25 protein-coding genes and 1 tRNA gene are annotated in these 26,233 nt (G+C 45.2%); 13 read left to right on the forward strand and 13 right to left on the reverse strand.

Annotation, left to right across the window (positions count from 1 at the left end; all coding sequences use genetic code 11):
• Positions 1-3: 3 nt before the first annotated feature.
• The gene (locus N7U64_RS11310) at positions 4-1,026 is read right to left on the reverse strand and encodes a LysM peptidoglycan-binding domain-containing protein (RefSeq protein ID WP_318929828.1); all 1,023 of its coding nucleotides are present in this window, start codon (positions 1,024-1,026) and stop codon (positions 4-6) included.
• Positions 1,027-1,231: 205 nt separating this feature from the next.
• On the opposite strand from N7U64_RS11310, the gene N7U64_RS11315 reads away from it, so the two are divergent.
• Complete coding sequence (locus N7U64_RS11315) at positions 1,232-2,359, forward strand: ABC transporter ATP-binding protein (RefSeq protein ID WP_012369400.1); 1,128 nt, start codon at positions 1,232-1,234, stop codon at positions 2,357-2,359.
• Complete coding sequence (locus N7U64_RS11320; RefSeq protein ID WP_318929829.1) at positions 2,356-3,939, forward strand: glycine betaine ABC transporter substrate-binding protein; 1,584 nt, start codon at positions 2,356-2,358, stop codon at positions 3,937-3,939. The genes N7U64_RS11315 and N7U64_RS11320 overlap by 4 nt, the downstream gene beginning before the upstream one ends.
• Before the next feature lie 144 nt (positions 3,940-4,083).
• Here N7U64_RS11320 and N7U64_RS11325 read toward each other — a convergent pair whose 3' ends face one another.
• Together N7U64_RS11325 and N7U64_RS11330 are read right to left on the reverse strand one after the other, a co-directional pair.
• Positions 4,084-4,281, reverse strand: coding sequence for a hypothetical protein (locus N7U64_RS11325; RefSeq protein WP_318929830.1), 198 nt, complete (start codon positions 4,279-4,281; stop codon positions 4,084-4,086).
• Positions 4,282-4,389: 108 nt separating this feature from the next.
• Positions 4,390-4,929, reverse strand: a complete 540-nt coding sequence (locus N7U64_RS11330; RefSeq protein WP_318929831.1) for a gamma carbonic anhydrase family protein — start codon at positions 4,927-4,929, stop codon at positions 4,390-4,392.
• A 124-nt stretch (positions 4,930-5,053) separates the two neighbouring features.
• Here N7U64_RS11330 and ade point away from each other — a divergent pair, with 124 nt between their 5' ends.
• Both ade and N7U64_RS11340 read left to right on the forward strand, forming a co-directional pair.
• A complete protein-coding gene (gene ade / locus N7U64_RS11335; protein WP_318929832.1) occupies positions 5,054-6,784 on the forward strand; it encodes an adenine deaminase in 1,731 nt (576 codons plus the stop codon).
• Positions 6,785-6,971: 187 nt separating this feature from the next.
• On the forward strand, positions 6,972-7,229 hold the full coding sequence (locus N7U64_RS11340) for a hypothetical protein (protein WP_318929833.1): 258 nt from the start codon (positions 6,972-6,974) through the stop codon (positions 7,227-7,229).
• An 87-nt stretch (positions 7,230-7,316) separates the two neighbouring features.
• Here the strand turns inward: N7U64_RS11340 and N7U64_RS11345 are convergent, their stop codons facing one another.
• Both N7U64_RS11345 and N7U64_RS11350 read right to left on the reverse strand, forming a co-directional pair.
• The gene (locus N7U64_RS11345) at positions 7,317-8,951 is read right to left on the reverse strand and encodes a peptide ABC transporter substrate-binding protein (RefSeq protein WP_131504296.1); all 1,635 of its coding nucleotides are present in this window, start codon (positions 8,949-8,951) and stop codon (positions 7,317-7,319) included.
• Between the two features lie 108 nt (positions 8,952-9,059).
• Positions 9,060-9,743 carry an MgtC/SapB family protein gene (locus N7U64_RS11350; protein WP_114596918.1) on the reverse strand — a complete coding sequence of 228 codons (684 nt, stop codon included), beginning with the start codon at positions 9,741-9,743 and terminating at the stop codon, positions 9,060-9,062.
• Positions 9,744-9,861: 118 nt separating this feature from the next.
• On the opposite strand from N7U64_RS11350, the gene N7U64_RS11355 reads away from it, so the two are divergent.
• Positions 9,862-11,256 (forward strand): basic amino acid/polyamine antiporter, encoded by a 1,395-nt coding sequence (locus tag N7U64_RS11355; protein WP_131504294.1) that lies wholly within the window; start codon positions 9,862-9,864, stop codon positions 11,254-11,256.
• A 98-nt stretch (positions 11,257-11,354) separates the two neighbouring features.
• On the opposite strand, the gene N7U64_RS11360 is transcribed toward N7U64_RS11355, so the two are convergent.
• Complete coding sequence (locus tag N7U64_RS11360) at positions 11,355-13,394, reverse strand: EAL domain-containing protein (RefSeq protein WP_318929834.1); 2,040 nt, start codon at positions 13,392-13,394, stop codon at positions 11,355-11,357.
• A gap of 174 nt (positions 13,395-13,568) precedes the next feature.
• Here N7U64_RS11360 and N7U64_RS11365 point away from each other — a divergent pair, with 174 nt between their 5' ends.
• From N7U64_RS11365 to nagE, 3 genes are all read left to right on the forward strand, one after another.
• A complete protein-coding gene (locus N7U64_RS11365; protein ID WP_318929835.1) occupies positions 13,569-14,771 on the forward strand; it encodes an ornithine--oxo-acid transaminase in 1,203 nt (400 codons plus the stop codon).
• Positions 14,772-14,904: 133 nt separating this feature from the next.
• On the forward strand, positions 14,905-15,102 hold the full coding sequence (locus N7U64_RS11370; RefSeq protein ID WP_012369411.1) for a CsbD family protein: 198 nt from the start codon (positions 14,905-14,907) through the stop codon (positions 15,100-15,102).
• Between the two features lie 159 nt (positions 15,103-15,261).
• Entirely contained in the window at positions 15,262-16,770 is a 1,509-nt protein-coding gene (gene nagE, locus N7U64_RS11375) for an N-acetylglucosamine-specific PTS transporter subunit IIBC (protein ID WP_290829868.1), read from the forward strand.
• Positions 16,771-16,800: 30 nt separating this feature from the next.
• On the opposite strand, the gene N7U64_RS11380 is transcribed toward nagE, so the two are convergent.
• From N7U64_RS11380 to yhfH, 4 genes are all read right to left on the reverse strand, one after another.
• Entirely contained in the window at positions 16,801-17,706 is a 906-nt protein-coding gene (locus N7U64_RS11380; protein ID WP_214766615.1) for an EamA family transporter, read from the reverse strand.
• Between the two features lie 93 nt (positions 17,707-17,799).
• Entirely contained in the window at positions 17,800-18,450 is a 651-nt protein-coding gene (locus tag N7U64_RS11385) for a YkyA family protein (protein ID WP_318929836.1), read from the reverse strand.
• 12 nt (positions 18,451-18,462) lie between these two features.
• Positions 18,463-19,311, reverse strand: coding sequence for a polysaccharide deacetylase family protein (locus N7U64_RS11390; protein ID WP_318929837.1), 849 nt, complete (start codon positions 19,309-19,311; stop codon positions 18,463-18,465).
• Positions 19,312-19,515: 204 nt separating this feature from the next.
• On the reverse strand, positions 19,516-19,662 hold the full coding sequence (gene yhfH, locus N7U64_RS11395) for a protein YhfH (protein ID WP_251135546.1): 147 nt from the start codon (positions 19,660-19,662) through the stop codon (positions 19,516-19,518).
• A gap of 194 nt (positions 19,663-19,856) precedes the next feature.
• On the opposite strand from yhfH, the gene N7U64_RS11400 reads away from it, so the two are divergent.
• Both N7U64_RS11400 and N7U64_RS11405 read left to right on the forward strand, forming a co-directional pair.
• Positions 19,857-20,483 (forward strand): nitroreductase family protein, encoded by a 627-nt coding sequence (locus N7U64_RS11400; RefSeq protein ID WP_318929838.1) that lies wholly within the window; start codon positions 19,857-19,859, stop codon positions 20,481-20,483.
• 143 nt (positions 20,484-20,626) lie between these two features.
• Positions 20,627-20,699, forward strand: a tRNA-Val gene (locus N7U64_RS11405).
• Between the two features lie 44 nt (positions 20,700-20,743).
• On the opposite strand, the gene N7U64_RS11410 is transcribed toward N7U64_RS11405, so the two are convergent.
• Positions 20,744-21,310, reverse strand: a complete 567-nt coding sequence (locus N7U64_RS11410) for a YdhK family protein (protein WP_012369419.1) — start codon at positions 21,308-21,310, stop codon at positions 20,744-20,746.
• 152 nt (positions 21,311-21,462) lie between these two features.
• On the opposite strand from N7U64_RS11410, the gene N7U64_RS11415 reads away from it, so the two are divergent.
• Genes N7U64_RS11415 through N7U64_RS11425 form a run of 3 tightly spaced genes read left to right on the forward strand, consistent with a single transcriptional unit; the run spans position 21,463 to position 24,080 of the window.
• Positions 21,463-22,824, forward strand: coding sequence for a HAMP domain-containing sensor histidine kinase (locus tag N7U64_RS11415; protein WP_318929839.1), 1,362 nt, complete (start codon positions 21,463-21,465; stop codon positions 22,822-22,824).
• A gap of 4 nt (positions 22,825-22,828) precedes the next feature.
• Entirely contained in the window at positions 22,829-23,509 is a 681-nt protein-coding gene (locus N7U64_RS11420) for a response regulator transcription factor (protein ID WP_318929840.1), read from the forward strand.
• Between the two features lie 13 nt (positions 23,510-23,522).
• Positions 23,523-24,080: a histidine phosphatase family protein gene (locus tag N7U64_RS11425; RefSeq protein WP_318929841.1), complete on the forward strand. Its 558-nt coding sequence runs from the start codon at positions 23,523-23,525 to the stop codon at positions 24,078-24,080.
• 47 nt (positions 24,081-24,127) lie between these two features.
• On the opposite strand, the gene N7U64_RS11430 is transcribed toward N7U64_RS11425, so the two are convergent.
• Positions 24,128-25,612 carry a phytoene desaturase family protein gene (locus tag N7U64_RS11430; RefSeq protein WP_318094191.1) on the reverse strand — a complete coding sequence of 495 codons (1,485 nt, stop codon included), beginning with the start codon at positions 25,610-25,612 and terminating at the stop codon, positions 24,128-24,130.
• Between the two features lie 22 nt (positions 25,613-25,634).
• The gene (locus N7U64_RS11435; RefSeq protein WP_318929842.1) at positions 25,635-26,180 is read right to left on the reverse strand and encodes an isoprenylcysteine carboxylmethyltransferase family protein; all 546 of its coding nucleotides are present in this window, start codon (positions 26,178-26,180) and stop codon (positions 25,635-25,637) included.
• Between the last annotated feature and the right edge of the window lie 53 nt (positions 26,181-26,233).

Consider the following 26,233-nt stretch of genomic DNA (forward strand, 5'->3'; position numbering starts at 1 on the left):
GTGTTACTTCGGAATGACAAGGACTTGCCCGACGGAAATCAAATTGACATTCGTGATTTTATTGGCACTGGCAAGCGCGGTGACCGTCACGCCGTACTTCGTTGCAATGGAGTAGAGCGTGTCCCCAGCTTTGACGGTATAGGTGACTGTTGTTGGCGGAGGAGGTGTCGTTCCCGGAATGACAAGGACTTGCCCGACATTGATCAGATTGTAGTTCGTGATGTTATTGGCTTTAGCGAGAGCAGCGACGGTGACATTGTAGAGGTTGGCGATTTTATAAAGGGTATCGCCCGATTTAACCGTATACGTTTTACTGCCGCTTGGAGGCAATTTTAATAATTCGGAGATTGTGACGAATTTATATCCTTTGGCTTTGAGTTGCGAAATCATCGATGGAAGTGCAACCGGTGTACCGGGTGCACCAGCCCCCGTATGCATCAGAACGATGGATCCCGGGACGATGTTCGGAACGACACGCGCCAAAATGGCTGTTGAACTGATACCTTTCCAGTCAGTTGTATCGATGTTCCACTGAATCGTTTTCGTGTATCCGGCATTCCCGACGGCGGCAAGGACAGCGCTGTTGCTCGCGCCAAAAGGTGCGCGAAAAATCGGTTTAGTCGTCCGTCCGGTCAATGACTTGATTAAGTTTTCGGTTTTTGAGAGTTCACTCGTCATCTGAGTGGCGGTTAATTTCGTAAAATCAGGATGCGTATAGGAGTGATTTCCAAGCTGATGCGTCGGAGTTGCAGTGGCGATGTTTTTAATCAATTGTGGATGATTATTGGCACCGGTACCTGTTAAGAAAAAGGTTGCTTTGACATTGTTGGCTTTTAAGATACTCAAAATCTTAGTGATGTTTCCACCATCTGCTCCGTCATCAAACGTCAGTGCGACGACTTTACTCGTCGTCGATCCTTTTGTGACAAACGTCGAACTGGCTGCATCTGCCGTCAAACCGTAACTAAAGAAAGGAAAAAGCGATATTAACACTATCATGATGATCCGAATCCATTTCCCGTGCATGTGTACGTCGCCTCCTTTTTCTAGGATGACTGCCTCTCACTTGACTCTACTTATCTATTACCCTTTTTGAGCAAAAAAACTAAAAAAGAGGGAAATAATTCCCGAATTTTTATGAGTCTAAACGGATTAATCTTAAATAATTGTTTAGCCCTGAAATGAATAGGGAACATATGGTATATGGAAATAGTAAAAGGAGTGGAAACGAATGATTGAATTTAAAAACGTCGGGAAGCAATTTAAAGACAACGTTGTCTTAAAAGGCTTAACTCTCGAAATCAAAGAGGGCGAGCTGGTTGTGTTCATCGGACCGAGTGGATGTGGGAAAACGACATCCTTAAAAATGATCAATCGTTTGATTGAACCCTCGTCAGGAACGATTTTAGTCAACGGAAAGGACATCATGAAGACGGATACGATTGAATTGCGTCGTCATATGGGATACGTCATCCAACAGACCGGTCTCTTTCCGCACATGACTGTCCGGGAGAACATTCAATTGATTGCCGGGCTTGAAGGGAAAGACCACGATCAGATGGATGTTCGGACGGAAGAACTGTTACAGATGGTCGGTCTTGATCCTAAACAATTCATTGACCGTTATCCGAGTGAACTCAGTGGTGGACAACAACAACGCGTCGGGTTTGCCCGAGCCTTGATGAATGATCCGGATGTCATCCTGATGGATGAGCCGTTCAGTGCGCTTGACCCCGTCACACGAAATGACCTCCAAGAAGAATTATTTAACCTCCAGGAAGAAGTCAAGAAGACAATTGTTTTCGTCACACATGATATGGATGAGGCGATCAAGCTGGCTGATCGGATTTGTATCATGCGCGATGGGGAAATCGTTCAGTTTGATACACCGGAAGAAATCTTACGACATCCGAAAGATGAATACGTCGAATCCTTTATCGGGAAAAATAAAATCTGGAGCAGTCCGGCGTTCATCAAAGCAGAGGACATCATGATTGAAGATCCTGTTTCCATCAGTGGGAAACGGACGCTGCTGCAAGGGATTGAAATCATGCGCGGCCGTAAAGTCGACAGCCTGTTGATTACAGACCGCGATCGCATTCTCCAGGGAATCGTCAAACTGAAGAATATTCAAACGGCTCCTGATAAAGGGGTACGAATTGAAGACGTCATGGAAGGGGAACTGGTTGCGGTCGATGAGCAGGACTCCTTGCTTGATGTACTGGAAGTCATGAACCATGAAGAAACAGGCTATCTGCCGGTAACGAATAAATCAGGACAATTACGTGGATTAATTACAAGAAGTAGCTTACTTTCCGTCTTGAGTGAGCAGTTCATTCAGGAGGAGGAAGTTCAATGAATGGATTTTTAGATTATGTTCAAAATAATACCGGTCAAATTTTCGATTTATTACTTGAACACTTACAATTGACCGTGTTTGCCGTCGTCATTGCCGTCGTTCTCGGGATTCCGATTGGGATTTTGATCACGCGGTATCAACGTTTTGCGAAGCCGGTGTTGGCTTTAACAAGCGTCGTCCAAGCCGTACCGAGTCTTGCCCTGCTTGGATTCTTGATTCCGTTCATCGGAATCGGTTCGACACCGGCCATCATCATGGTCGTTCTCTATTCGCTGCTTCCAATCGTTAAAAATACGTATACCGGGTTATCGAGTATTCCGGGAGATATGCTGGAAGCAGCCAAAGGAATCGGCTTAACGGATCGTCAGATTTTAGGTAAAGTTCAAATTCCATTAGCGTTACCGATCATGATGGCCGGAATTCGGATTTCTGCCGTCACGGCAGTCGGTCTGATGACGATTTCTGCCTTCATCGGTGCAGGCGGATTAGGATATCTTGTTTTCTCCGGGATTCAAACCGTTGATAACAATCAGATTTTGGCTGGTGCCATTCCTGCCGGTATCTTAGCATTAGCCATTGACTTCATCGTCAGCCGGATCGAGTATTCGGTCGCACCAAACGGTATTCCGCTTGCGGACGGCCGTGTAAAGAGTCGCGCACGTAAACGCCGTAAAGCGATGTCGGCCGGAAAGAAAATTGCGATTGCAGCCATCATTTTCCTGTTGATTGGCGGAACGGTCGCCTATTCGTTCTTAAAAACGGATAAAATCGTCATCGGTTCAAAAAACTTTACGGAGCAATTGATTTTAGGAAATATGTTAGCAGACCTCATTGAAGACAAAACGGATTTGGAAGTCGAGCGCCAACTCAATCTCGGCGGAACAAAAGTCGCCTATGGAGCGCTTGAAACAGGCGAAATCGATGCTTATGTCGAGTATACGGGAACATTATTGATTGATGTTCTGAAACAAAAGGTGGAAACTGATCCGGAAGCCGTCTATAAAAAGGTCGGAAAAATGATTCCGGAAAAAAGCCAGGTGGATGTTCTCGATCCGATTGGTTTTAACAACACGTATGCTCTTGCGATGACAAAAGAAGATATTAAAAAATATGACTTAAAAACTGTTTCCGACATGGCAGCGGTCAGTAACCGGTTGATTCTCGGATCAACGATTGAATTCGCCAACCGGGAAGACGGATACTTGGGATTAAAGAAAAAATATCCCGACATGAAGTTTAAAGATGTCCAGCCGGTCGACGGCGGACTACGTTATACGGCTTTAACGAACGGAAAAACCAATGTCATCGACAGCTTCTCGACAGACGGTCTACTGAAAAAGTTTGATCTGACGGTTCTTGAAGACGATAAAGAATTTTTCCCGCCGTATTATGCCGTACCACTCGTTCGTCAAGAAACACTCGAAGAACACCCGGAATTAAAAGAAGTCCTGAACCTGTTGAAAGACAAGATCACGGATAAAAAGATGCAGGAATTGAACTTTAAAGCGGATGTTGAAAAAGAACGTCCGGAAGATGTGGCACGTGAATTCTTGATTGAAGAAGGACTCATTAAAAAGTAAAAAAAGAGAGCCGAGGCGGGAATCCGCTTCGGCTCTTTATCATGCGCGCTGACGCGCTATATCGTTTTGGAAAATAGGTAATCCTGGTAGATCATTATTTTTTGATTCGACTAGCGAGCCAAGCGCGAACTGTATTTTGCTGAATCATACATGTTCTTCCTTTCTTGATTGAATTATTCCTAAACTCAAGGATTTTTGCTCGGCATCGTTAACAATACGTGCTTGCAGCTCTTTCGTCAACCCATCTGTTTCATATACAGGTAAAGTCGGTAAACCGTAACTCGGATTATTTGTGGATGAAAACAAGTCAGCCATCAACCGTTCTTCGAACAATGGTGTCATTTTAAATCCTCCTCCGTCGTGATTCCTGCCTTACATCTACAGTGTACGGGAAAGATGTAAACAGGATAGAAGAGAATTGTTAAAAACAGGTGAACTTTGTAAACACTTTCACATTGTCGTCAAATCTTCTTTGACCGGCTCACAGTCAGCAGCATATTGTTGACCCCGTTTGACGTATTTCCGGATCGTCCGTTCCATGATGAACCGGTCATGATCACTGATTTCACGAACGATTTTTGCCGGAACGCCCATGACCATCGAATTCGGAGGAACGACCATTTTAGGTGGGACCAGACTGCCGGCTGCAACGAAGGCACCGCTTCCGATTTCAGCTTCGTCCAAAATCGTCGCCGACATCCCGATCAAAGCGCCTTGGCGAATGATTCCCCCGTGAATCATTGCCATGTGTCCGATCGTGACATCATCTTCAATGATGGTCGGATACCCTTCATACTGATGAATCATGGATCCGTCCTGAATATTGACACGCTCGCCAATTTTAATCGGACCTTCATCTCCCCGGATGACCGTATTGAACCACACAGTCGAATCTTTACCGATTTCGACCTCTCCGATGACTTTGGCGCCGTCTGCGATGTAGACGCTCGGGTCAACGTTTGGAACCAATTGACCTACACGATATTTCATGTCTGTTCCTCCCTTTTACTTTCAAGTGTACGCTTTCATCTTGACTGTTGGAAAAATAAATTGCAACTGCTTCCAAACTAATTGTAAGATGGTAAAAATACCGTTCACACCAGGAGGAAACAGGATGAATCAGACAGTTCGGGCACGACTTATTACCATCGCCGCAAAAAAAGAAAAAGCAGCAGTCGTCTATCAAGGCATTCAGGTCATCGATGTCATGACACGTGAGACGTATCAAGCGGATGTTGCGGTAGATTCCGGCTACATTGCCGCTGTCGGCGACGGATATGAAGGAATTGAAATGATTGACGGAACAGGAAAATTCATTGCGCCGAGTTTCATTGACGGCCATGTCCATATCGAGTCATCGATGGTGACACCAAGTGAATACGAACAGGCAATTTTACCACTCGGTGTAACGACCGTCATTGCCGATCCGCATGAGATTGCGAACGTAAAGGGAGCGGAAGGGCTCCAGTTCATGTTGGACGATGCAGCAGGACTGTCGCTTGACGTGCGGATGATGTTGCCGAGCTGTGTTCCAGCGACATCATTTGAACATGCCGGGGCATCGCTCGATGCAGCGGCACTCGCACCTTTCGTGGATCATCCGGGCGTGCACGGCTTAGGAGAAGTCATGGACTATCCGGCGGTGGAACGGGCGGATCAGGATATGCTGAAAAAAATCGAACAAATCGAAGCTGCCGGGAAACTCGTGGATGGTCATGCCGCAGGACTCGGTGCACGTGAATTGAACATCTACGGTGTGGCAGGCATCCGGACGGATCACGAAGCGGTCAGCAAGCAAGAAGCGATTGAACGGGCGCGACGCGGATTATACGTCGAAGTCCGGGAAGGGTCGGCTGCCCGGAATCTCCAGGAAGTGCTTGATGCGGTCACGGAAAGTAATGCCGGTCGATTCCTGTTCTGTACGGACGATAAGCATCTGGACGATACGTTACGTGAAGGCACGATTGACTATAATATCCGCTATGCCATACAACACGGGATTAAGCGGGAAACGGCTTATGCGATGGCTTCTCTTCATGCAGCCAATGCGTATCAACTAAACGATCGTGGAGCAATCGTCCCGGGACGTCGTGCAGACTTTGTCCTTTTAGAGGATGCCGATCAAGTGACGATTAAGGAAGTCTTCGTCAATGGACAGGCGGTCGCCCGTGACGGAAAAACCATTATTTCATCGAAGAAAGTACCGGTGCCTGCGACACTGCGCGGCGAATTAAAAACGAAGCCGATCACGGATCAGGTGTTTGAGTTGGTGTTGACGGAACCGAAAGCGCATGTGATCGGTGTCATTCCGAAAAGTATCGTCACGGAACATTTGATTTTGGATGTCCCTTTGGAGGACGGAAAATTTATCCCTGTTCCGGAGCAGGACTTATTAAAAATTGCCGTCATCGAACGTCACAACGCGACCGATTTCTCAGCAGTCGGCATCGTCAAAGGTTTTGGTATGAAGCGGGGGGCGATTGCCGCGACAGTGGCCCATGACTCGCACAACCTTGTCATTGTCGGGACATCGGATGCTGAGATGAAACTTGCCGCAGAACGACTCGTTAAAGCGGGCGGTGGGGTCATCGCGGTCAACGGGACAGAGGTTTTGGCCGAGTTGCCTCTTGAAATTGCGGGACTCATGACAAGTCGTCCTTTCCAGGAAGTCGGAGATACACTCGAAGCGCTCAATGATGCACTTGATGTATTAGAAGCCGACCGTTCCTTTAATCCGTACTTGACGATGTCGTTCCTCTGTTTGCCTGTCATCCCGAATCTGAAGTTAACGGACAGCGGATTGTTTGACGTTAAAACGTTCCAACATATTGCAGTACAAGCTTAAATGAAAAGGTAAAGTCCACGAAAGGTGATGACGTGGACTTTACCTTTTCTTAATAGTTTTCCGGTTGAATCATTATTTGATCCTTGTTATAGTAGGTCTTATATCTTTGTGAAAAGTGTAGCTTAATGAAACTTTTCAGGAGGATACTCCGTAGAAAAGAAGAGAACAATCAGAAAGGACAGATTCAATGGATAAGTCATATTTTGAAGGTCATGAAAAGTTGATTGCTGATGTATACCGTTCGTTTATCAATCAGTTTCATGAACTGCCGAATAATCGACGTACCAAACGTCAGTTACGAAATCTTGCGTTTTCAGTCATTCGACAAGCTGGTCCGACCTATCAGGAACGAACCGTCTTGTACGCATTTTTTGCTGAATTTTTCCGGGCTGTCGAAGAAGGACAGCGGGAAGAAATCGAATTTTATAAACAAATCGCACAGTAAAGACCCCGATCGGCTCCGGCAGAAGGGGTCTTTGTTGTATACAAAAACCGGTCACCAAGGGAATCCTGGTAACCGGTAGGAAGATACTTATTTTACTTCCATCCATTTGAAGCTCATGTCTGCTCCGAATGGGTGACGATATAGTTTGTCGATGTTCGCACGTTGCAAGTATGCTTCACCTTTTTGGTAGATTGGAGCAATCGCATAGTCTTCTGCCAAGAGCATTTTTTCAGCTTCTTGAAGCGTCGACCAGCGTTTTGCTTCATCCGGCTCTGCTTTTGCTTCTTTAATCATCTTATCGAACTCTTTGTTCGAGTATTCCATGCGGTTAAAGCTTCCGCCTGTTAACCACATATCGAGGAACGTCATTGGATCCTGGTAGTCAGGGCCCCAACCGGCAGCAGAGATGTCGTAATCACCTTTAGACTCGAGGTCCAGGAAGTTTTTGAACGGTTGCTGCTTGATGTTGACAGTAAGACCCGGTAAGTTTTTCTCGAGATCCCCTTTTAAGAATTCAGAAACTTTCTTGAAGGCATCTTCATCACGTGACAACATATCGAGTTCTACTGTTTTGACACCGAGTTCTTTTAGGCCGGCATCCCAGGCTTTTTTCGCTTCTGTTGCATCAAAGCTTTGGAGATCTGGATATTTGGCACGGAAATCTTCCCCATCCGGTGTGAATGTAAAGTCTTTTGCGACGATGAAGTTAGCCGGTTTTGAACCGTCATTTAAGATGACGTCTGTAATTCCTTGTTTTTCAAAACCAAGTGCAAGCGCTTTACGGATGTTTTCGTTTTTAAGTGCTTTATTTTTTTGGTTGAATCGGAGGAAGTTGATCCGTGCATCTGGACGTGTCTTGTAGTTGTCGGATTTTTCGTATTGTGAGACGAACTCCGATGTGATAGGTGCGAAGTCGACGTCTTTCGACTCGAACAAGTTGACACCAGTCGAAATTTCTTTAACGACTTTTACATCGATTTTTTCCATTTTGACGTTTGCTTTATCCCAGTAATCCGGGTTTTTCTTATATGTCCAACCGGAATTAGATTGCCACTTATCCAAAATGAATGGTCCGTTGAAGAGCATCGAGTCGACGTTTGTCGCAAACTTGTCGCCTTTTTCTTCGACAAACGATTGCTTGAGTGGTAAGTAAGTAGGGAAACTTGTCAATCCGAGGAAGTATGGAGCCGGAGCTTCCAATTGCACTTCAAGAGTTTGATCGTCTACTTTCTTGACACCGAGCGAATCGAGTTCTGCTTCACCGGCTAAGATTTTGTTAGCATTTTTTAAATCCTGAAGGATGTATGCGTACTCTGCTCCTGTTTTTGGATCGAGTGCACGTTTCCAAGAGTAGATGAAGTCGTCTGCCGTAACAGCTGAACCATCTGACCACTTGGCATCTTTACGGAGTTTAAATGTATATGTTTTCTTATCATCTGATACTTCGACACTTTCTGCGATTCCGGCAGTCGGTTTGTTGTCGCCGTCAAGACGGTAGAGACCTTCAAAGACGTTGTTCGTAACGATGATGGATGTTGAGTCCGTTGTTTTTGTTGGATCAAGTTGTGGCACGTCCGTAGTCGAGATGAGTGTCACCTCTTGCTTTTTTTCTTTTGAGGAAGAAGAGTTTCCATCTGATTCATTGCTTTGGCCGCAAGCTGCTACTGCGAGCAGCGCCATGCTGGATAGTCCAGCAAAGGCAATTTTAGTTTGTTTCTTCATGTGAAAGATGACCCCCCGATTAGATTGAAATGATTTCAGAAAAGTGTGAACATAATGTAAATTTAAGTGAAAGCGAGTAAAAATGCAACACAAATTTTCTGACAATTTCTATTGATCAAGGTCTATATGCTCAATTCCGAGTGTTTTCAAGTAGTCATAAAGTATGAATATCGTCAGTTTATGAGGAGAATACATCCGTAAAGTCAACTGCCGCGCATGACCGCGTAACCGGATATTAGTAATGCGGACTCCTTTTTTTTCTAATGCTGTTTTGACCGTTTGAGCATCCGTATCCGCTGCGAGAGTCAGGTGGGCAACGATGACGTTAGCTTCGAACCGGCTATTGTTGACCCGCTTCATGACCCAAGTCAGTCCTTCCAATGAAAAAAATAAAAAGAGGACTAAAAACGTTGCTTCTAGGATAAAGCCAGCTCCGAGTGCAATGCCAATTCCACTGGCTGCCCAAATGATGGCAGCAGTCGTCAAACCACTGACGATATCGTGCGGACGTCTTAAAATCACGCCGGCGCCGATGAAGCCGATTCCGGCGACGACTTGAGCGACAAGACGCATCGGATCCATTTGGACATTGGGGGCAATCGTACTGTACAGCACGACAGACTTAATGGATACGATGGTTAACAGACAACTGATCAGGGTAATTACGAGGCTAGTACGTATACCAACAGGCTTATTTTTGATTTCGCGTTCGAATCCGATGATGATACCGAACAGTGCGGCTATCATCAATTTAAAAAAGTCCTCTAGTTGGAACGAATGGATCCAATTCATATTGATCAAATCCTTTCTTTACAATGGCTTTGATTTTGTTATAATGAATTTTGTGTCTTTCGAATGAATATACGTTTGATATGAATAGATATACAAGAAATAAAGGACGTGTTAGAGAATGAATCAACAAAAAATCGGCTTTTTTGCTTTAGCCGCAATGGTCATTGGATCGATGGTCGGTGGAGGTGCCTTTAATCTGCCGGGAGCGATGGCTCAAAAAGCAAGTGCAGGTCCGATTTTGATCGGATGGGGAATTACTGGTCTTGGTATGATTATGCTGGCACTGGTATTTCAGCACTTAGCAAACAGTAAACCGGAACTTGAGGGCGGCATTTACGCGTATGCCCGTGAAGGATTCGGACGATTTATCGGTTTTAACAGTGCCTGGGGATATTGGGTCTCGGCCTGGATCGGGACAGTTGCCAACATAACGTTGGTCTTTAATGCACTCAGTTACTTTTTCCCGATTTTCTCATCAGAAAATCGTGTATTTTTGTTGATAATGAGTATTTTCGTCGTCTGGGGACTTTTTTTCATCGTCTCGAGTGGGATTAAAGAAGCGACACTTGTCAATCTGATTACGACGATCGCCAAGCTTGTTCCGATTTTGATCTTTATTTTACTGGTAGCAATTGCGTTTAATGTGAAGACGTTTAACCTCAATTTTTGGGGAGAAGGAACAGAATTAGGCAGTATCTTTACGCAAGTCAAAGGAACGATGCTTGTAACGCTTTGGGCCTTCGTCGGGATTGAAGGGGCTGTCGTCTTGTCGACACGCGCCAACAAACGGAGTGATGTCGGGAAGGCGACAGTCGTAGGACTTGTCGGAGTACTTGTCATCTACATCCTGATTTCCGTCTTATCGCTCGGTGTTTTGAACCAGGAGCAATTAGCAGGATTACAAGAACCGACAATGGCTTATGTGCTCGAAGCGGCGATTGGTCCGTTTGGAGCCACATTGATTATGATCGGATTGATCATTTCGTTATCAGGAGCATTGCTCGGATGGACGATTCTTGCATCTGAAATTTCCTACCTTGTCGCGAAAGACGGTGCGTTTCCAAAGTTCTTTGCAAAAACGAACCGTAAAGGGGCGCCGGTCGGTGCGTTGCTGATCACTCAAATTGCGACCCAGTTCGTTGCGGGTATCGCCTTATTTTCTGCACAGACGTATTTAGTCTTATCCAGTATTGCCGGAATTTGTGCTTTGTTGCCGTATCTGTTGTCTGCCGTATACAGTGTCCGTTTTTCACGAGCAGAACGTAATACGAAGATGTTAATCTTCTCGACGATTGCTGCTGCCTATTCACTGTGGCTCGTCTACGCTTCAGGGATTTGGTATATCGTCATCGCAGCCCTCGTCTATGCACCGGGTATCATTGCCTACCTGATGGCAGAACGGGAACAGAAACGGGGCGGCATGTCGCGTTACGAAATGATTGCAAGCGGAATTTTAATTATCTTAGCTGCCGTTGCGATTTACGGAATGGTCGGAGGTCAAATTCAATTGTAAGACAAAAAAGCAAGAGGGACGTTAATATCCGTCTTGATAGACAAAACAGGAACCGGATCAGCATCCGGCTCCTGTTTTTTTGTTGTCTGGTATCTATCTCAGTCTTCAGAATTTGCTGAGCCGAAGCGTTGTTCCACTGCATCAACAGACAGTGGTTCAGAGAAAATGAATCCTTGCATTTGTTGGCAAGGCGTCTCTTGTAAATAATGTAAGGCGGTTGCCGTTTCGACACCTTCTGCGACGAGGTTCAGCTTTAAGTTTTGACCAAGTTGAATGATTGAGTCGAGCAACCCGTTTTCTCCTAAATCGATGCCGTCAATGAAGACTTTATCGATCTTGAGTTCATCAATCGGAAAAGCACGCAAATATTGTAAGGAAGAATAACCTGTTCCAAAATCATCAATCGATAATCGGAAGCCAAGCGCTTTGATCAGTTGCATCCGTTCAATTGTCCGCTGTGTTTGTAAAATTGCGATGTTCTCCGTCAATTCAAGGGTGACGAATTGCGGATTAATTATTTTCTGGGTCACGACGTGTTGCAGCGTCCGGACGAACGAGTCACTTTGGAACTGGTGCGGTGAAATATTGATGGCCATCGTCAAATCAGCCGCAATCCGTTTCTGCCAAATGGCGAGCCGCTCACAGGCCTCGATGACGACCCAGTTGTTAATGGGTGTGATCAAAGCGGCTTCTTCCGCAAGTGGAATGAATTCATCAGGAGGAATGCTCCCGAGTGCCGTATGATTCCAACGCAACAGCGCTTCAAAACCATCGACATGTTTGGTTTTCAAGTTGATGATTGGTTGATAGACCAAATGAAGGGCTTGATCCTCTAAAGCCGTAAATAATGAGCGTTCGAGCTGTAATTTCCGGGTGAACTGCTCATCCATTTCATGGGTTAAATATTGAATCGTTCCTGTACCGATTGATTTTCCGGCATACAAGGCCATTTCCGAACGGCGGTACAAATCTTCAAGTGATTTGGCTTCCGAAGGATAGACGGTAATTCCGAACGTACAGGAGATGATTAAGGAATGCCCATTAATATAATAGGGACGTTGCAATACTTGTTGCAGTTTCCGGGCATACTGGAACAGGGCATTCCGGTCGGTGACTTTTAGCAATAAACCAAACAAGTCACTCGTCGGATGGAACGTTAACAGCTGTTTTGCATGTTGAGACAAACGTTTGGCTAACGCTTGTAACAGTTGGTCGCCTACATGTGTACCGAAAGAATCGTTGATGACTTTAAAACGATCAATATCAAATAAGATGAGTGAGATCGGGAAATCATCAGATGCTTGGGAGAATAAGACCTGACCTTCACGAAGGAAGCCTCGTTTATTCAGCAGATGGGTCAATTCATTATGATGGACTAAAAAATCAAGTTCCTGCTCCAAATGTTCAGTCTCCGTGATATCAGTCCCGATAAAGATATGTTGGAAACGGACACCATTTACGTCATAGACCGGAATCAGGGTGGCACGAAGGACTTTTTTAGAATCATCCCGGGTCGAAATCGATAGTTTTCCGGACCAGGCCTTTTTTCTTTTGATTTGAGAGCGGATCATTGGAAGAGCCTCTTCCGACGAATCAAGGAGGATCGTCCAAGCTTGTCCAAGCAACGCATTTGGACAAAATCCTGTGACGTCCGTCAAGTTGGCATTGGCATATTGAATCGTTCCCCGTGCGTCGAAGATGGCGACACAAGCGATTTGATCAAACGCATATCGTAAATCCATCAAGCCTTGGAATAGCGGTTTGCTTGCATTCTGTTGAGTAGAAGAAGGCAATTGACAGAAAAAAGCACCAGACGGCTCGTTTTTATCATCAAAAAGCGGTGAGACGAGCATCGTTGCTGTTGAACGTTCACCTGATTTATGCAGAAAGGTTGTATTAGGTAATTGGATCGATTGTCGTTTTTCTAAAAATGAATGCCAGATTTGCCGACTGAACGCGGCATCTTCCGAGTTGAGTAGAGGAATCAATTGTCCGATAACTTCTTGTGCCGACCAGCCCCAGCAGGATTCGGCAGCCTCATTCCAAGAATGAACAGTTAAATCGACGTGCAGGATAAATGCAGGCAAAGGAAATCCCTGCATGACAGTTTCATAGGAATTAATGGTCGAACGATCCATTACGGACGCACACTCCTTTTAAATGATCAGAGATGACGGTTCACTTGTCTTGTCTATTCCCAGTATATTCAATTTTCATGCGGGTAAATCCTGTATTTCGATTGAAGATTATCTGTGTGAATCTGTTATAATCATAATGAAAGCGTTTTCTAAGCGAAAAAAGGGGGATTTATCATGAATCAAACAGAGAAAATCATTACACAAACAGAGAAATTCGGAGCACACAACTATCATCCACTTCCAATCGTCATTTCAGAGGCCGAAGGGGTGTTCGTCAAAGATCCGGAAGGCCGCGAATATATGGATATGCTCAGTGCCTATTCAGCCGTGAACCAAGGACACCGTCATCCGAAAATCATTGAGGCTCTAAAACGGCAAGCGGATAAGATCACATTGACATCACGTGCCTTTCACAATGATCAGCTCGGATTCTTTTATGAAAAGGTCGCACAACTGACAGGAAAAGATATGGTCTTGCCGATGAATACGGGAGCGGAAGCGGTCGAGACAGCAGTCAAGGCAGCACGTCGTTGGGCATATGAAGTGAAACAAATTCCGGGAGACGCAGAAATCATCGTTTGCGAAGGGAACTTCCACGGCCGGACGATGACAGCTGTCTCGATGTCGACGGAAGCGGAATATCAACGTGGATTTGGTCCGCTCCTACCGGGCATCAAAACGATTCCATACGGAGATTTAGAGGCACTGAAAGGTGCCATCACGGAAAATACAGCGGCTTTCATCGTGGAACCGATTCAGGGAGAAGCGGGAATTTTAATTCCATACGAAGGATTCCTGAAAGACGCCCAAGACGTCTGTAAGGAACAAAATGTATTACTCGTCTCGGATGAAATCCAATCAGGACTCGGCCGTTCAGGGAAATGGTTTGCTTCGGACTGGGACAATGTAACGCCGGATATGTACATCTTAGGTAAAGCACTCGGCGGCGGCGTCTTCCCGATTTCCTGTGTAGCCGCCAATCACGATATTTTGAGTGTCTTTAATCCGGGATCACACGGTTCGACATTTGGTGGAAATCCGTTGGCTTGTGCGGTATCTGTCGCTTCACTCGAAGTTTTGGAAGAAGAGAAGTTACCGGAACGTTCGCTTGAACTCGGCACATACTTTATGAATCGTCTGAAAGAAATCGACAACCCGATGATTAAAGAAGTTCGTGGACGCGGATTGTTCATTGGTGTCGAATTGACTGAAGCGGCTCGTCCATATTGCGAAGCATTAAAAGAAAAAGGGTTGCTCTGTAAAGAAACACACGAGACGGTCATTCGTTTTGCACCGCCACTCGTCATTACAAAAGACGAGTTGGACTGGGCATTTGAACGGATTGAACAAGTTCTCGGCGTATCGGTCGCCCGGTAACAAACTACTCCCTGTCAAAGCGATGGGGAGTTTTTCGATTGACTGACTTACGGATTTAAAAAGAAAGCGATGTTTGAATCTGTTTCAGGTGGGAACATACTACTATGCGTTAAAAAAATAGGGGGTAATGAACATGTCACATGATAGCGGATTAAACAAAAAAGCTGATGGTTTAGTTGATAAAGTTGCCGGAAAAGCGAAAGAAGCGCTCGGAAAAGCAACAGGAGATAAATCAACAGAACGTGAAGGCAAAAAAGATCAGCTTAAAGGCGATGCCAAAAAAACAGTTGGTAATGTTCAACAGAATCTCGAAGATACGAATCGTCGTTAATCTGTACCCGTAAGGTCCCTTATTTAAAGGGATCTTTTTTTATGAAAAAATATGTATAAAGGTCTAGTCATTTAGACGTGTATGTGGAATAATAATAGGTGTTAAAGCGTTTTCATCGTCATGTCATTATTTGTTTTTATTTAGGAAAGGATGAAGTATATGTTGCAGTTTCTTCAACGAATCGGTAAAGCTTTAATGCTGCCGATCGCCGTTTTACCAGCCGCGGGAATTGTCCTTCGACTCGGTTCAGCCGATATGTTGGATATTCCGTTAATGGTGGCAGCAGGTGGTGCGATTTTTGATAATCTTCCACTGATTTTTGCGATTGGTGTTGCGATTGGATTATCCATTGATGCCAGCGGAGCTGCCGGATTGGCAGGAGCAGTCGGGTATTTGGTCTTAAAAACGGGCGTTGACTCGATGAATAAGGATTATTCAAATGCCCAGATTCAGGCCAAGTACGATGCGATTGCCGCCATTGTCAATGACTCCTCGACGAAAGTGGACGGAGCGACCTTAAGTTCCATTGCCAATCAGGCAACCTTAGGATCAATGGTCAACATGGCTGTCTTCGGCGGAATCATTGCCGGTATCGTCGCCGGTTTGCTGTACAACCGATTTTACAATATTAAATTACCGGATTGGTTAGCATTCTTCGGCGGACGCCGTTTTGTTCCGATCATCACGTCAGCCGCTATGCTGGTCTTAGCGTTTGTCTTTGGTTACTTATGGCCGTTCATTGAAGACGGAATCAATAATGCGGGAGAATGGATGGTCAGCCTTGGAGCAGGAGGGGCCGCACTGTTTGGATTCTTCAACCGTCTGTTAATTCCTGTCGGTCTTCACCATGTCTTGAACAATATTTTCTGGTTTGTCTTCGGTTCATATGAAAAAGCGGATGGAACAATTGCGAATGGAGATATCGCACGCTTCTTCGCTGGAGATCCGACAGCCGGTATTTATCAAGCCGGATTTTTCCCGATCATGATGTTCGCTTTACCGGCTGCAGCAGCAGCCATGGTCATGGCGGCACGCAAAGAAAATCGGAAAGCCGTCGCAGGGGCGATGATTGGTCTTGGATTAACATCATTCCTGACAGGGATTACGGAACCGATTGAGTTTTCATTCATGTTCTTGTCACCGGTCTTATATGTCATGCACGCCGTGTTGACGGGTGTTTCCATGGCAGTCGTCAATTTACTCGGTATCTTGCACGGGTTCTCCTTCTCTGCCGGTTTCATCGATTATGTCCTGAACTTCGGAATCGCTACAAAACCGTTGCTTTTACTCGTTGTCGGTCTCGTGTTCGCCGTCATTTATTACTTCCTGTTCTACTTCATGATCACGAAATTCGATCTGAAAACGCCGGGTCGTGAAGATGAATCACTTGTGACGGATGCAGGCCCTGTCACGGGTGTATCGGACGATAAGTACGAGCAACAAGCAGCACGGATTCTTGCAGGCTTACAAGGAACGGACAACGTTACAGCGATTGATAACTGTGCGACACGTCTCCGTCTCCAGGTAAAAGATTCAACGATTATTGACGAAGCTGCAATTAAAGCGGCCGGCGCAAAAGGTGTGATGAAGATGGGCGCGAAAAACGTCCAAATCATCATCGGTACGGATGTTGAGTTCGTCGCTGATGCGATGAAACGTCAAAAATAATGCTATAAAAAAACGACCTTTCCTGATTGCTCAGGAGAGGTCGTTTTGACGTGGAACAGAAGTGGTCGATTGTTTCAGACTGCTGACGTAAATCGGATAGAAAATTCCAATCAGGATGATGATGATCCCGATCCACTGTGAACCGGAGAGATGCTCACCGAGGATGAGGACGGAACAGATGACGGCAGTCGGCAGTTCGGCTGCACCAAGCAAGGAGACGCTGGCCGGGCTTAAGTGTGGGGCACCTGCTGCGAATAACAGCGGTGGCAGAATTAAGGCGAACAGACCCAGTGGAAGTGCGTACCAGATCAGTCCCTGTTCGAAATTCGCTGCAGTCAGGAAAGTCGTCGGCGGATACATGATCATGACGAACAGAAGTCCGCCTGTCATCATATAAAAGCTTTTTTTAATGACCGGTACATGGTTTGCGACCCGTCCGCTCGCAAGCAGGAAGATCGAGAAACTGACGGCTGCGCCGAGTCCGAACAACGTACCGCGCACGTCAAGGGCGCTCGTATAAGCAGCGCTCGCTAAAATGGCACCGCCGATCAAAAGGACGGCAGACAAGAAATGAGAACGCGACGGCAGACGTTTTGCCAAAATCGAATCAATCACGACACCAATCCATGTGAATTGGAAGAGGAGAATGATGGCGACTGAAGCGGAGACGGTTTGTAGGCTCTGATAATACAGGTAACCGGTCGTGCCGCTTGAAATCCCGATGGCCATTAAAGTAAGAGCTGTTTTCGGATTCAGACGAAGATTTTTTGACAGCAGGGCTAAGACAAAAATCATCAGCCATCCGAAGAAAAATTGACTTCCGGAAACAGCGGCTGAGTCAAAACCGGCACCGTAAGCCAGTTTGACGATGGTCGACAGGACGCCGTAACTGATGGCGCCGATTAAGACGAAAAGTGTTGCTTTTGAACGATTCATACAGATCCCTCCATGTTTTAGAACGCACAAAAAAGGTTGCAACGGGGCCTTGTCCAGGTTTTTTGGACAGGGTTTGGTTGCAACCTGTGTGAGTTATTTAATGTTGAGTCCAGCCTTTTTATAAAAGACGGGCTTTAATTCATTGTATCGGACGGTCAATCGATTAAAGGTTTTGAGTGCTTCTGTCGCTTGACGGGAAGTCCGGTTTAAATCAGCTGTCGCTTCGTCAATCTTAACGAAGTTCGGTTTTTCGGTCAAGTAGGAGAGCACTTTCTTTTCTGACGCGATTGCTGCCGTGTAACGTTTTAAAAACGTATCAAAAGCTTTCTCCCGCTCTTTAAAGGCCTTAATAAGAGCGGTCCCGTCTTTTTTAGCGGCGGGTAACGAAGATAAGCTGCCCGTTAGTTCCGAAAGATCCAACTCATCAAAAGCACGGGTACGAATGGTTTTTTCCTGCTTTAACAAATCGACACGATCTTGATTCAAAGCGGTTAATTCTTCCCGTTCATTTTGTGACCGTTTGATGTCATCGGCTCCGGCTTCGAGAACGGCTTGATACGTATTAACGGAAATTTCGTCTTGGCGTGTCCGTTGTTCAGCAATCGCTGCGGCTTTTCGTTCAGACTTGGCCTGTTCTTCCAACTGGTTATATATCGAAGCAGCGGGATCGCTCGAGCAGGCACTGAGAAATAAGACGCCGAGACAGGTGAAACAGCTATTAAAAATCATCCGTTTTTTGATCATGAAAGTAACTCCTTACAAATTAGAGAATTTTGCGAAATTATACGGGATATGAAAGTCTTCATCATAGACGGAAAATTGATATCCTTTTTTCTTTAGTCCGGCGACGATCGCAGGCAATGCCCGCAATGTTTGCGGTTGTTCATGTAACAGGATGATTTCGACCGGATCTTCTGCCCGGTTGATAACGGTTTTCGCAACTTCTTTCGCACTGTCTTTGTAGTACCAGTCCATCGAATCAATCGACCAGTCCCACATCCGGAGTTTAGCCTGCTCCATTTCTTTCGCAATGGACTTGCTAATGCCGGGCGTTGATCCATAAGGCGGACGTGTCAATAATGGAGCATGATTCGTTAGTTGTTTAATTTGTTTCTGCACCCTCAGCATCTCAGGAACATACTGCTTTTTCTTATACAGCGTGTCATAGTCATGGGTTTCACTGTGTGGTCCGATGTAATGTCCATCCTTTGCCATTGAGCGGACGACATCCGGTTGCTCGGCGATATTACTTCCAATCAGAAAGAAGGTCGCCTTAACATTTTGTTCTTTTAATGATTTCAAGATATCCGGAGTCAAAGCGGTCGGACCGTCTTCAAATGTCAGATAAGCTACTTTTTTAGTAATCCCGTTCCATTTCTCGACACGTGCCTTGTCCAAGTTCGGAGTCGGGACTTTCTGTAAAGGTTGAACGGATTTTACATCCGCTTGTTGTTGTGTTGAAGTCAGGTATTGATAAACGATATAACCACCAAGCGGAAGAAGGATAAGTGCCATTAGAATAAAAAGCTTGGCGAAATATTTTCGTTTTGGTTTTCGATGCCTTGGACCAAGTCCGAGGGGATTGCCTGAGTTGTATGGATCCATTGATGTCTAAGCTCCTTTACGGAAAATCTTATGACTTAAATGTAACATTTTGTCTGTTTCATTTGTAACAAAGATGTTACAAAAAGATGACTCGTAGAGCTATAATCTAAAAAAACGTTATTAAAATAGAAAACTAAAAAGTTTTTTTAACAAAAAAAGAAGTCCATCCGTTATCGGAGACTTCTTTTTTCGGACAATTCTCGATCAGTGTTCTGTAACAGCACACTCATCACATTCTGTTTTATATGATTCGCACTGTTCATCCATTTCTTTTCCGCAATGAGAGCAGGTCTTGACCGGAAGTTGACGGTAAAACTCCGGAGAAGTTTCTTGGTAAAGGGGTTGTTCCATGATTTTGTTCCTCCTCTTAATGTATGGATATGGCAGCAAGAAACATTGAATTTCTTTTATTGTACTAGTACAGAATATGTATGTCAATCTTTGTTTTATAACAGATAGAATATCAGCGAGTCTTGTCGTATGACAGGTAGTGAAGAGGATGATACGATAACAAAGTAAACAGATGTACTTAAAGGGGGATCATTATGAATCAAACACTATCCGACACACTATCACTTTTGGCAGAACGCCGTTCAGTTCGTCATTACGATGAGACATTCACGCTTTCGCAAGAAGACGTACAAGAATTGATTGAATTGACGACAGCTGCGCCAAGTGCTTGGAACTTGCAACATTGGCATTTCGTCGCCTTCCATTCGGAAGAAGCGAAGCAGCAATTGGCTCCAATCGCTTACAATCAGCCTGCCATCAGTTCTTCTTCAGTCGTCATTGCCGTACTAGGGGATTTACAGGCAAACCGAAACTATAATCCGGTTTATGGTCCAGCCGTAGAAGCAGGAGGTATGACGGAAGACTTGTTCGACGCGATCAAAGGACAAGTGGAAGGAGCTTACCAAAGCGAGGCTTATGCGAGAGATGCAGCCATGTCAAACGCAAGTCTAGCAGCGATGCAACTCATGTTGGTCGCTGAAGCAAAAGGATTATCAACACTTGCGATGGGGGGATTCAATCACCAACTCTTTACGGAAACGTTTATTACAGATGAACGTTATGTTCCGGTCATGTTGATTGCCGTCGGTAAAGCAGTGGAAGATGCGAAAAAACGTCCGGCCCTTCGTCTGCCGGTTGATCAAGTCACGACAATTCTATAAGTAAATGTGAAGGGGCCGACTCGAAATCATGGTTCGGTCCCGTTCATTTTTATTTTTAATTTTTTTAGAAAAGTACTTGTCAGATGGTTAGTTTCTTGCTATATTAATACATGTCCTAGCAAGTACATAACGTACTGCATCATGATTCTGTAGCTCAGCTGGGAGAGCGCTACCTTGACAGGGTAGAGGTCGCTGGTTCGAGCCCAGTCAGAATCATACCAAAAACTCCGTTCATCCTTGGATGAACGGAGTTTTTTTATTTAATTTTTGGCTTGAAGTTCGTCTTCCGTCACCCATTTATGGTTCTTAATGGTTTTTCCACCAGTTGTCGGTTTAAAATCGACCATATACACGGTTGTTTCATCGGCTTGATCAATCGTCGCTTTAGCCCCATCCATGCCCTTCATGTGGTCCGCCGCTAACGTCACTTTGTCACCTGCTTTTAGCGGTGAATCCGGAACCGGACTCAGTTCTTCCTGAATCACCCATTTATGATTGCTGACTTTTTTTCCGCCGTTTGTTGGTGTAAAGCTGACGGCATAGACCGTCGTATCAAATGAGTCGACGACGGTTGCTTCTGCGCCGTCCATGCCTTTCATATGATCTGACGATAAAACGACATTCGCACCGTCCTTAAATTTTGGATTTTCGGCTTGTTTGAGTCCGGCTGGAATTTTTCCGTCACTTGAATGCATCATTCCTGCGTGAGAATCCTTCATATCATCGTGCATATCGTGCGAATTAGACGAATTCGAATCAGATCCGCAAGCACTTAAACCTATGACTGCAGAAAGTGCCAATGATGTGACGAACAGTTGTTTTTTCATGAAAAATGACCTCCTGTAAGTAATCTGGTTATGTCATTACTATACCCATGTTTTGTGCAGAAACCGTGCAGAAAAGGTGACGATTCAATGGTCTGACTGAATAAGCTTTTAAAAAAGTGTATCGTAAGAGTGAAGAGAGGAGGGAGCGGGACATGCGACATATTTCTTACTACATCGGTCTGCTTTTTTTGACTGCGATTCTTGTCATCGGCGGTATTCTGTTCAGTACCCTCTACTTTAATCTTGTGAATCAACGGACGGACGAAGTGGTCCTTGGTTTGTTGAACCGGGGAAATACACACCGTGATGTCCTCGAGGAATCTTTTAATGCAGAAACATTGGAACATGTCACTTTGATGGAATCAGCATCTGAATTTACCGTCGTCATCACAAATGAAGAGGGTGAAATTTTAAAGTCTTCGCCTCGACTTACTCCAGAAATGACAGAAGAGCTTATACACGTAGAATTTCAAACGCAACGAAACGATCGTATCCTACAATCTCAAGCAAAAGCGAACGGCTTTTTAATGACAGACAGTCCAATCACGATTTCAGGTGCTCATCGTGGACATGTCTTCATGTTTGCTCCTGAGACGTTGATTCAACAAGTAGTTAATCCGTTAAGACAGCAATTCATTCAAGTCGGTATTATTGCCGTACTTCTGTCACTCGCGACTGTCGTCTTATGCACACGAGTGATCTCAAGACCGCTCATTAAGATGGAACGCGCGACTGCTAAACTGAAAGAAGGGAATCTTGATGTGGATTTACCGGTGAACCGGTCAGACGAACTTGGAGCACTTGCAAGATCAATCACGCAGTTGGCTAAAGATCTCGATTTCTTGAATCGTGAACGGACGGAGTTTTTAGCGAACATTTCTCACGAGCTACGAACCCCACTGACATACGTCAAGGGATATGCGGATATTTTACAACGTCCGGACTTGCCGGAATCTGAAAAAGCAGCTTATTTGTCGATTATCAAAGAAGAAAGTGATCATGTAAGCAGATTGATTGAACAATTGATGTTACTGGCGCGTTCTGATGCCAACGAGTTTTCAATTGAACGGTTACCACTGCCGCTTGATGAACTAATTGTATCGACGACAGAAAAAATGCGACCGGCAATCGAAGAAAAAGGATTGCACTTGTATGTATCGGGAGAACCGGTAGAGGTAACAGGCGATAAAATCCGACTTAAACAAGTGTTAGTGAATATACTGGATAACGCAAGAAAATATACAGCAACAGGTGACATCATCGTCCGATACGGAGTAAATGAAACGGGACCGTATTTTCAAGTGCGGGATACAGGAATCGGCATCAGTCAAGAAAGTTTGCCCCATGTGACAAAACGGTTGTACCGCAGTGAACCGTCCAGGTCGAGAAGTCGAGGCGGATCGGGACTTGGACTGACGATTGCGTCAGCTATCGTCCAAGCACATGGAGCGACACTAGAAATTCAAAGCCAAAAAAATAGCGGAACGCGTGTAATCGTTCAGTGGAAGGGGTGAAAAAATGGCTCGAATCTTAATCGTTGATGATGAACAACGGATGCTTCAATTAATGAAATTATATTTGACACCGTATGGTCATACGTGCCATTTGGTCGATTCCGCTGAAAAAGCAATCGAAATCGTCAAAACAGTTCCGATTGATATCGCTTTACTGGATGTCATGATGCCTGAAATGGATGGTTGGACACTATGTGAAAATATAAGACGAATCGTTGATTTCCCGATCATCATGGTAACTGCACGGAATCAAATGGAAGATGTCGTTCGGGGACGTACAGTCGGCGCCGATGATTATGTGGCGAAACCGATTCATGAAGGTGAACTATTAGGACGGATTGAGTTATTGATTGGACGAGAAAAGCGGGAACAGTATACATTTCATGGTCTGCATTATGATGCTAAGGGATATGATTGTAGTTTTGATGAACAAAAAATCTTACTGACCAAAACAGAGTTTCAGCTGTTAGGAAAACTCCTGGCTTCCGTAAATAGAATCTTATCGAGAGAGCAATTAGTGCGGTCGCTCTGGAGTGACGACCAATCGATTGAACCACGAACCATCGATTCTCATATGCGCCACCTTCGTGAAAAACTGCGGCGTTCCGGCTTTCCGATTGATCAGTACTTGGAAACCGTCCGGGGTGTTGGTTACCGGTGGCTGGAACAACCAAAAGACGACTGAAAGGAGATTAACTATGACAACGATCTACTTAGTCCGCCATGCACATTCGACCTATTCTACAGACGAAGAAGCACGTCCTTTATCAGAACAGGGGAGAGACGATGCGGAGCAACTGACGACACTTTTTGACGGCATTACATTGGACTATATCTATGCGAGTCCCTATCGACGGGCGATTGAGACAGTTCAGCCCTTAGCGGAACAATCCGGATTAGCCATCCAAGAAACCGCAGCTGTTCAAGAACGATTGCTGGCACCGGGAGAACTGCCGGACTTCCGACAGGCTGTCCGGTATGTCTGGAAACATCCGGATGAAAACCCGTATGGCGGTGAATCAAACGTTACGGCACAACGACGGATCGTTCTTGAAATCAAACGACTGCTGGAACATCATCAAAATCAAACGATCGTCATCGGTACACACGGAAACATCATGGTGTTATTGATGCAGTACTTTGATCCGGCGTACGGGTATGATTTTTGGAACACCCTAAAGATGCCGGCCGTCTACAAAATGACATTCAAAGCTAAAACATTTCTTCAAATCGAAGAAATGTGTCATCATGACTGAAAAATAGGAGGTTATCCCGTCTATAAGGGGATAACCTCCTATTTTAATTATGCTTTTACATTTTCATGTTTTTGGATTAAATCTGCCGTCAGTTGACCCGACAAAGTGACCATCGGAACGCCACCGCCCGGATGTGTTGAACCGCCGACGAAGTAAAGCCCTTCGTAGAGATCACTTTTCGATGGAATCTTGAAGCCGCCGTTCTTTTTCCGATCGGCAGCCACACCGTAAATCGAACCGCCGTTCGGACCGTATAGTGATTTCAAGTCTTCCGGTGTAAAGCGGTATTCGAATTCAATCGATTCACGTAAATCGGTCAGTCCCATCCGTTCTAATTTATCAAGGACGACTTCACGATACGCATCCCAATCGGTTTTGCCGTCTTGTTTCGTCAGTGGCGGAACGTGCGTCAAGACAAACAGATTGTCTTTTCCTTCCGGTGCCTGGGAAGCATCTGATTTAGAGGAGACACCGACATAAATCGTCGGATCCTCTGGTGGGACACCTTCCTTGAACATTTGGGCAAATTCCCGTTCCGGATCATCCGAGAAGAAGAAGTTATGGTGCTTAAGATCTTTATACTCGCGGTTCACACCAAGTAACAGGACAAGACCGGAAACGGACGGAACGAAGGACTGATTTAACTTTTTAGCCTGTTTTGGTCCTTTTTTCTCTGAGATGAGATGTTGATAGGTCGGAATGACCTCCAGGTTTGAGACGACGACATCAGCCGGATAAAATGTACCGTCTGTCGTTTCCACGCCGACCGCACGTTTGCCCTCTGTGACGACACGTTCGACAGGTGTATTGACATGAATCGTCACCCGGAGTTCATCGAGCACGGTTTTCATGGCACGGGCGATATTGTACATGCCGCCTTTGACGTAATAGATACCAAGTCCCATCTGAACATAAATCATCTGGTTGAAGACGGCAGGAGCTTCGTAAGGGTTGGAGCCGACGTACATGACCATATAATTAAACAGTTGCTCCAGATACTTGTTGTTCAAGTGTTTTTTCGTACCGCTTGCTACCGTATTGAGCGGATCCATCTTAAGTAATTCAGACATCGTATGATATTTTTTTAAGTCCTTTAAATCTTCGAGACTGTACTTGTAGAAACTATCCAAACACAAATCGTACATTTTTTTAGAATAGCTGAACAGTTCGACAAAATCAGCCTGATCGGAGACTTTTTTGAACTCCTCGAGCATGCCCGGAAGATCGCCTTTGACGTCGAGTTGTGTTCCGTCTTCAAAGAAAGTCCGCCATTGCGGTTCGATCCGTTCGATTTCCAGATAGTCGTCCAGTCGACGGTGAACGCTCGTAAACAATTGCTCGAGCACCCAAGGCATCGTCAAAATCGAAGGACCGGTATCGAATGTAAACCCTTGGCCGCTGCGTTGGTTCAATTTACCGCCGACATTTCCGTTTTGTTCGAGCATCGTGACCTCATAACCGTCTCCCGCAAGGCGGATTGCGGCTGACATACCTGCTAAACCTGCTCCAATAACGACTGCCTGTTTCTTCAAAAAAATCACATCTCCTTATGTCTTAGTAGATAAACGGAATCAAACGTTTTCTTCTGCGGGCCCAATCCGTATAGGCAGGACCAAATCCTTCCGTCAACATCCGTTCCTCGATTCGAATACGGTGAAGCAAAGCGATGAACATCAGAATTCCGGCACACAACGCGACAAGCAAGTTCCCAAAGTACAGCGGGAAACCTAACGTGATGAAAAACAGACCGGTATATAGGGGATGGCGTAATGCTCGGTAAGGACCCGTACTGACAAGTCGATCGCCCGGATTGACAGCGACGTGACGGGTAAACTGATGCTTGAGATGATAAATCCCCCAGTAGCGTAGAGAGACACCGGAAGTCAAAAAGAGCAATCCGATTTCACGTGACAGGGGGAAACGAAGTGAATCGCTGAACAGAACGGAAAAAAGGATCGTCGTGAGTAAAGTAGCTAAAATCCAGTAAAAGCTTTGCCGTTCTTCCAGTGGAGAAGGTTCCTTCTTACGGTTTCGGAAAAGAAACAATTCAAGTAACCAAAGAAGAGAGACGGCGATGAACACTTTGTCTAAAATGGTCATAAGATTCGCCCCTGACTGATGCCAATCATTATTTAAAGAAAACGCATACAAGA

Source organism: Exiguobacterium sp. K1 (assembly GCF_033721435.1).
In the GTDB taxonomy this organism is placed as follows: Bacteria; Bacillota; Bacilli; order Exiguobacteriales; family Exiguobacteriaceae; genus Exiguobacterium_A; species Exiguobacterium_A artemiae.